This window comes from Pseudomonas sp. GW821-FHT07B01 (genome assembly GCF_059419065.1).
In genome coordinates, this window is the sequence record NZ_JBWKRA010000048.1 from 1 (window position 1) to 7,706 (window position 7,706).

7 protein-coding genes are annotated in these 7,706 nt (G+C 60.6%); 3 read left to right on the forward strand and 4 right to left on the reverse strand.

Features of this window, described 5'->3' with window-relative positions:
• Window positions 1-233 precede the first annotated feature (233 nt).
• Window positions 234-1,115 carry a LysR family transcriptional regulator gene (locus tag AC07S6_RS27240; RefSeq protein WP_054898661.1) on the forward strand — a complete coding sequence of 294 codons (882 nt, stop codon included), beginning with the start codon at window positions 234-236 and terminating at the stop codon, window positions 1,113-1,115.
• On the opposite strand, the gene AC07S6_RS27245 is transcribed toward AC07S6_RS27240, so the two are convergent.
• From AC07S6_RS27245 to AC07S6_RS27255, 3 genes are all read right to left on the reverse strand, one after another.
• Window positions 1,102-2,139, reverse strand: coding sequence for an AraC family transcriptional regulator (locus AC07S6_RS27245; protein ID WP_490615537.1), 1,038 nt, complete (start codon window positions 2,137-2,139; stop codon window positions 1,102-1,104). The two genes, AC07S6_RS27240 and AC07S6_RS27245, sit on opposite strands and share 14 nt — an antisense overlap.
• Before the next feature lies 1 nt (window position 2,140).
• Window positions 2,141-3,055 carry a GGDEF domain-containing protein gene (locus AC07S6_RS27250; protein WP_054898662.1) on the reverse strand — a complete coding sequence of 305 codons (915 nt, stop codon included), beginning with the start codon at window positions 3,053-3,055 and terminating at the stop codon, window positions 2,141-2,143.
• Window positions 3,056-3,613: 558 nt separating this feature from the next.
• Entirely contained in the window at window positions 3,614-4,399 is a 786-nt protein-coding gene (locus AC07S6_RS27255; RefSeq protein ID WP_495113411.1) for a DeoR/GlpR family DNA-binding transcription regulator, read from the reverse strand.
• Window positions 4,400-4,519: 120 nt separating this feature from the next.
• Between AC07S6_RS27255 and AC07S6_RS27260 the strand changes: the two genes are divergently transcribed.
• Window positions 4,520-5,680: an alpha-hydroxy acid oxidase gene (locus AC07S6_RS27260; RefSeq protein WP_057974864.1), complete on the forward strand. Its 1,161-nt coding sequence runs from the start codon at window positions 4,520-4,522 to the stop codon at window positions 5,678-5,680.
• Window positions 5,681-5,872: 192 nt separating this feature from the next.
• Here AC07S6_RS27260 and AC07S6_RS27265 read toward each other — a convergent pair whose 3' ends face one another.
• On the reverse strand, window positions 5,873-6,799 hold the full coding sequence (locus AC07S6_RS27265) for an alpha/beta hydrolase (RefSeq protein WP_495113412.1): 927 nt from the start codon (window positions 6,797-6,799) through the stop codon (window positions 5,873-5,875).
• A 165-nt stretch (window positions 6,800-6,964) separates the two neighbouring features.
• Between AC07S6_RS27265 and AC07S6_RS27270 the strand changes: the two genes are divergently transcribed.
• Window positions 6,965-7,552: an NUDIX domain-containing protein gene (locus AC07S6_RS27270; protein ID WP_034125680.1), complete on the forward strand. Its 588-nt coding sequence runs from the start codon at window positions 6,965-6,967 to the stop codon at window positions 7,550-7,552.
• Window positions 7,553-7,706 lie beyond the last annotated feature (154 nt).

Here is a 7,706-nt window from a genome sequence, read left to right on the forward strand (position 1 = left end):
CAGTCCAGCGGGAGCAAGCTCCCTCGCCACAAGTCACTGGTTGTCTGCTCTAGCTCTTAACTGACTGGCATTAGGGCTTGCCCGCGATAGCGGTATGCCAGCCACCGATTTTTCAACTGAACCACCGCCATCGCAGGCAAGCCAGCTCCCACATTTGATCATGTTCACATTTTGGTTTGTGGTGTGACCACTGACGGGCTATAAAACAGCCTATCGTCCCCTGAGAAGCGACAATGAACCCCTTCGAAGACATGCGCCTGTTCTGTCAGGTCATGGAATCCGGCAGTTTCACTGCCGCCGCCGAGCAATTGGGCTTGTCCAAGCAATTTGTCAGCCGCCGCCTGATCCAACTGGAAGACCGCCTGGGCGTGCGCCTGCTTAACCGCTCCACACGGCGCCTGGACGTCACGCCACTGGGCCAGAGTTACTACGAGTCGGCCTTGCGCCTGCTCGGTGAGGTGGAACAAGTGGAGCAGGGCATCGCTGGCCAGAACAGCGAGCCCCGAGGCACCATTCGCCTCAGTGCACCCTTGTCGTTCGCCATGGCGCACCTGGGTTGCTTGTTGCCGTTGTTCCTGCGCCAGCATCCGCAGGTCTGCGTTGAAGTCGACCTGAGCGACCGCCCGGTGGACTTGATCGGCGAAGGCTACGACCTGGTGCTGCGCATCGGCACCCTGGAAGACTCCACTCTGATCGCCCGGCGGATCGCCGCTATCGAGCGGGTGTATTGCGCCAGCCCCGACTACCTGGCGCTGCGGGGTACGCCATTGAAACCCGAGGATTTAGCCACGCACGACTGCCTGCCTTACGGCCACGGCCGTCAGGTGCAATGGCGTTTCAAAGGCAAGGTGCAAGCGTTGAGCGTCAGTGGGCGCATGCGCGTCAACAACGGTGACCTGCTGCGCGATACCGCGATAGCCGGTTTGGGCGTTACCTACCTACCGACGTTCATTGTCAGCGAGGCCTTGAAGGATGGGCGTCTGGTCAAGGTACTGGAGGACTTCGCTCCTGAGGCCTTGACCCTGTCGGCGGTGTACCCGCAGCACCGCCAGAGTTCACGCCCGGTGCAAGCGCTGGTGGAGTTCCTGCGCGAACGCCTGGCTAGCGGCTGCTGAACAGTTGGCGGATCAGGTTGGGCGTGCTGCCCGTCCACCGCTTGAACGAGCGCCGAAAATTCGCCGCATCGTTGAAATTCAGGTACGCCGCTACTTGCTCGTTGCTCCACCCCTTGGCCTGGTACAGGTGCAACGCCACATGCTTGCGCACCCGGTCGACCTGTTGCTGAAAACCGGTGTCGTGCCGTTGCAACTTGCGCTTTAGCGTGGCCGGGCTCATGGCGAAGGTGTGGGCGGCCTGCTCCAGGCTTGGTGGCTGGCGCACGTGTTCGCGCAGGTAGGCATCGAGGCAGTCCAGAAAACTCGTGGCAAAGCCCAGTTGCTCGATTTGTTCAAGGGCTTGCTGGCGCGCGACCTGGCCCGCCGTGGCCGAAGCACCCGGCCAGGTGTGGGTGAGGTATTCACGGGGGAGGCACATCATGTTCAGAGGGCGTTCGAAGCGCGTGTGTTCGCCCAGATGCACCCAGTATTGCTCGACATACCGAGGTTCGGCGTGGCTGAAGCTGCACACCCACGGCAAGCGCTGGCCGCTGAGCCATTGGCTCATGGCAACCAGTGAAGTCATGCTGGCTTCGAGCAGAAAGCGCCAGTGTTCGCCGGCGCCGCAACTGTCCAACCAATACAGGTAAGCGTGGTGCTCATCCAGCTCCAGTTGCAGCGTGGCCAGCGGGGTGAGCAGCACTTGTTGCTGGATCAGGATATCCAGGGCCTGATGAAGGTTCTGTGCATGCCCCAGCGCATGACTGGCGGCGCCGTAGTAGCCGGGCAGCAGGCGTTGGCCAAACAGGAAACTGCTGTCATCGGCATCCAGCAGTTTGCGGCTGTTGCCGATCAAACCCAGGAACTGCTGCGGGCTCAACCGCGCATTGCCGGCCAGGATGTCTTCGTGGAACAGGCCGGTGCCGCGCAGTAGGCGATGGCTGTCGATGTCCCGGGACAAGCCCAGGTCGATCAACGTGGCGGGTTGATAGTGACCGGGGATGAAGCGGCTGTCGTTTTCATACCAGCTGGTTTTCACGGCCATTTCAGGCACTTTTCGCAAGGGGTTGCTTGGCCCGGGCCAGGCCCATATTCAGCCGCTTGAGCAGCTCGTGGGGTGACTCTTGCAAGGCCATCACCACCGCCGTGGTCGCCGTCAGTTGCAGGCGTTCGCCCTGTTGCCGGCTCTTGTGGGCGAGGCTCTGCACCGCGTGTTGCAACTCCAGCGCCAGGCCCTGGGCCTGGCGCTCGCCGGTGTTGGGCAGCAGCACCACAAAACGATCGCCCGCCAGGCGGCACAACAGGTCCTGGCGGCGCAGGTTGAGCAGCAGCACATGGCTGACCGCCTGTAGCACCGCATCACCCTCGGCATGCCCGTAGGCCTGGTTGATGGTGGCGAAGTTGTCCAGGTCCAGGGCCAACAACGACAGTGGTTGTTGCTGCGCTTGGCTGTCACGCAGGCTGTCGGCGAGTTGGCGCTTGAGGTAGTCGGCACCGGCCAGGGGCGTGAGTTTGTCGAACAGCCGATGCTCGCGAAACAACCGCTCGCGTTTTTCCATCTGTGCGCTGATCGCCAGTTGTTCGTGGTGCCAGTGATAAATGCCAATCGTCAGCAGGATCATGCCCACCGGCATTGGCCCTGACTCCAGCCAGTGATCCCAGGAGATGCTGTCAGGCAGGCGGATGAATTCGTCGAGGCTGTCGATCCACCAGGAAAAAAAGATGCACGACAGCCCCAGCGCCAGGTATTGGGTGACCCGTCCGGCGGGGCGGCTTTTCAATACCAGGCCCAGCCAGATCAGCGCGAGCAGCGCCGAACCGCCTTCGCCGATGATATCCAGCCACACCCATTCGCTGACGCTTTTGAGCTCGCCGCAGGCCAGGTGCAGGATCAGTCCGAGGTTGGCGGCGATCAGGAGCAATGCGAGTTTCCAGCGGTGGGGTTTGAGCACGGAAAACATGGCCACGGGTCCTTGGGCAAATGAGTAATGGGCGCCAGCACAGCAGATGGATGTGACGGTTGGATGACGGGCGGGGAGGGTCGAATCAGCTCATGCCCTCGGCCTATTTTTTAGCTGGACATAGAGCCCATGTGGGAGCTGGCTTGCCTGCGAAGACGGCCTGGCAGCCGGCCTCTATCTATCTGACGGTCAGCGTTCCAAATGTGGGAGCTGGCTTGCCTGCGATGGCGACCTGACAGGCGACACTGTTTATACCGAGTACATATCCATTCCTGCGGTAACGGCCACTTAGGGTTCCGCTTTTACAGCGGCTCACTTTTGAAAAGCGCAAAAGTAAGCAAAACGCTCTTGCCCCACCACTCGGCACCTCGCTTAGGCTCGGTGTGCCCGTAATCCGCCAGTGATTTGGGGGCTAAACCGGCATCCCTGCCGGTTTACCCCCCAAATCCCTGTCGAATTCCGGCCAGCGTGGTTTAACGGGGCGCCTAAGATCAAGATCAAAAGCAGATCAAAAGCAGATCAAGATCAAGAGCGGCTCGCTTCGCATCGTGGTTTGTATCACTGCACGTCCACCCGCTGCACCTGCAACCCCAACTGTTCATATGCCTGCACATCCGGTGCATCCCACTCGGTAATCAGCGTATGAATACGGCTGCAAGGCGCCACCACAAAGGGTTCCACCGCGCCGAGTTTGTCTGAGGTGGTCACGGCGATGACGTGGGACGCGCTGTCGAGCAAGGCTTGCTTGACGGCGACTTCACCAAAATGCAGCGAGGTGATGCCCACTTGCGGGTGCAATGCGCAAACCCCGGTGAACAACAGGTCGGCCTTGACGCTCTGGATCAGGCGCACCGCTTCATGGCCGCCGGTGGAGAGCGTGGCGGGGTTGAGTTGGCCGCCGGCCAGGATCACTTTTATATACGGATGGTCGGCCAGGGCGATGGCGATCATGGGGGATGGCGTGACCACGGTCAGGTGCAGTGCATGGGGCAAGCACTGCGCAATCTGCAAGGTGGTGGAGCCAGAATCGAACAGCACGATCTGGCCGTCTTCAACCCGCTCCGCCGCCACGCGGGCGAGGTGGCGCTTGACCTCGTTGGTCTCGCCGACACGGGTAAAGAAATCCTTGCCGGTGTCCTTGGGCCGGGGCAGGGCGCCGCCGTGTACGCGTTGCAACAGGCCGGCGGCAGCGAGTTCGCCAAGGTCGCGGCGGATGGTGTCCTGGGACACGGCGAAATGCTCGACCAACTCAGATGCGGTGACCTTGCCGTCGCGTTCCAGCAGCAACAAGATCTTTTGTTTGCGCAGGGAAGGCAGGTCGATGGCTTGATGAGTGTTATGCATGTTTGTGCGCTTTATTGCGGGTTTGTGCGAGATTAATCGTCAGTCCATCTAAACGCAACGGCTGGTTGCCCACGCTCCTGCCGGTTACTCTCTGTGTTCAGTTCAGGGAGAGGTGACCCGATGCCGTTGATCACAACCATCGAAGACTTACGCAAGCTGGCGCAAAAACGTGTCCCCCGCATGTTCTACGACTACGCCGATTCCGGCTCCTGGACTGAGAGCACCTACCGCGCCAACGAAACTGATTTTGCGCGTATCAAGTTCCGTCAACGGGTGGCGCGCAATATCGACGAGCGTTCGATCCGCGCCAGTATGATTGGCCAGGACATGGCCATGCCCGTGGCGCTGGCGCCGACTGGCCTGGCGGGCATGCAGCATGCCGATGGCGAAATCCTCACTGCCCGTGCCGCTGCCGCGTTCGGGCTGCGCTATACCTTGTCGACCATGAGTATCTGTTCGCTGGAAGACATCGCCGAGCACGTCGGCCAGCCGTTCTGGTTCCAGTTGTATGTGATGCGCGACCGCAGTTTTATCGAGCAGTTGATCGAGCGCGCCAAGGCGGCCGGGGTGGATGCATTGGTGCTGACCCTGGATTTGCAGATTCTGGGGCAGCGCCACAAGGACTTGATCAATGGTTTGTCCGCGCCGCCCAAGCTGACCCTGCCGAACATTCTCAACATGATCACCAAGCCGCGCTGGGTGATGGGCATGCTGGGTACCCAGCGGCGTGGTTTCGGCAATATCGTCGGGCATGTGAAGGGGGTGGCCGACATGAGTTCGCTGTCGTCGTGGACCGCCCAGCAATTTGACCCGCGCCTGAGCTGGGACGATGTGGCGTGGATCAAGCGGTGCTGGGGCGGCAAGCTGATCATCAAGGGCATTCTCGATGTGGAGGATGCGCGCTTGGCGGCCGATTGCGGTGCCGATGCGTTGGTGGTGAGTAACCACGGTGGCCGCCAGCTTGATGGCGCACCGTCGAGCATCAGCCAATTGCCGGCGATTGTCGAGGCCGTGGGCAACCGCATTGAAGTGTGGCTCGACGGCGGTATTCGTTCCGGCCAGGACGTGCTCAAGGCCATGGCGCTGGGCGCCAAGGGCACCATGATTGGCCGCCCGCACTTGTATGGGCTGGGGGCGATGGGCGAGGCGGGGGTGACCAAGGCCCTCGATATCATCGCCCGCGAACTGGATGTGTCGATGGCGCTCTGTGGCTATAAGGATATACGCGAAGTGAATCGCGAAATCCTGTTGCCCGGTACCTTTCCTGGGAGCACGGCTTGAGCAAAAAAACCGTAAAAATATAAAAAGAGTTGTCCACGAAAACCGTGGGTATCTCTGTGGATAACTTTGCGAAGGCCCGGCAGCGTTGGCGATTTCAGCGAAGGTCATTATTTGATCAACTTGTGTTTCGGGCCAACATGGCCAGGGTTTACGCTTGACAGCCAAGCGCGAACCCAGTGCCGAAAAGCGTATTTATGAGGCGTTATCGCGGACTGTGGAGTGTGTCACCACCTGAGCCGGCATCTTCGTGCGCATCAGGTTTTCCAGCGCCTGGCCATAGCTGCGTCCGGCGAGGTTCATGCTGTTGTTATGGCTGGCACCTGGCACCAGCAACAGGTGTTTGGGTTGCTGGGCGGCTTCGAATAACTGCTGGCTGAAGCGCGGCGGCACGTAGCGGTCGTCGAGGCCGTGGACCACCAGCAGCGGCATGTGGATGTCGGCAATCTTGTCGATGGAATCGAATTTCTGCGACAGCAACCAGCGTACCGGCAATGAGGTGTTGGCAACGGCCGTGGCGACATCTGCCAGGGAGGTGAACGTGGACTCGATCACCAGCCCGCGCACCGGCAATGGCACCTGCTTGCCCAACTCGGCAGCGAGGTCGATGGCGACCGCGCCACCCAGGGAGTGCCCGTAGATCAGGCGTTTGCCGGGGTCTGGTTGCAGGGTCTGGAAACGCTCCCAGGCAATGCGTGCGTCCTCGTACACCGTGGCTTCCGAGGGCAGGTCGCCCTGGCTTTGGCCAAAGCCGCGATAGTCGATGGCCAGAACCGAAAAGCCCAGGGCATGCAGTTGCTCGATGCGAAACAATTGGCCCGTGAGGTTCCAGCGTACCCCGTGCAGGTAGAGGATGGCGGGCGCGTCTTTGTTGGCTGCCGGGTACCACCAGCCATGAATGTTCTGCCCTGCTTTGAAACTGGCGGGCGTGAGTTCGAATTCCTGCACCGCCTTGGGCAGGCCGGTGTACCAGCCGGCGGTTCCCGGCTCGATGCGAAACACAAGTTCGCGCTCCTTGTGTTGCAACACGGCGCAGCCGACCGGCAGGCCGACAATCAACACGGCCATGCACAGCCAGACAAACCAGCGCAGGCCCCGGCGGGGCATAGAAGCAGAAGACATGAAGGTTCCAGAACAAAGATGAAGCACGGGTTTTACCAGATGGCCTGGGCGGGTAGGCATTAATGCGACGGCCGTGACGGATGAAAGTGTTACAGCATTGAACAATCCTCGTGCGGGTTGATAGGGTGGACGGCTTGAACCTGCCCTACCTGCAAAGGCCCACACATGAACAACAGCCCCGTGCGCATCACCGCCGAAGAAACCCTCTCGGACAACTGGTACCTGCTGAAGAAATACAGCTTCGACCTGCGCCGTCGCGACGGCAGTTGGCAAGCCCAGACCCGCGAGGTGTATGACCGGGGCAACGGTGCGACCATCCTGTTGTACAACCGTGAGCAGCGCACAGTCTTGCTGATTCGCCAGTTCCGCATGCCCACTTTCGTCAACGATTACCCCGGCTACCTGATTGAAGCGGCGGCCGGTTTGCTCGATAACGCCAGCGCCGAAGAACGCATCCGCCTGGAGGCCGAGGAAGAGACCGGCTATCGCGTCGGGCATGTGGAGAAAATCTATGCGGCGTTCATGAGCCCGGGATCGGTGACTGAGCGGATTCACTTTTTTATCGGTGAATACCAGCCAGGCGACCGAGTGGGAGCGGGCGGAGGCCTGGAAGAAGAGGGCGAGGATATCGAGGTACTGGAGCTGGGCTTTGAGCAGGCACTGGCGATGGTGCAGAGCGGGGAGATTGTGGATGGCAAGACGATTATGTTGTTGCAGCATCTGGAGCTGCGGATGTTGAAAGAGGGGTGGTGAGGTATGCCTTCATGTGCATAGGTATCTACACAACTTTGGCACGACGCTGAATCTGTGGCGAGGGAGCTTGCTCCCGCGACGGCCTGGCAGCCGACACAGATATAACTGATGCCCCGCGATCCAATGTGGGAGCTGGCTTGCCTGCGAAGACGGC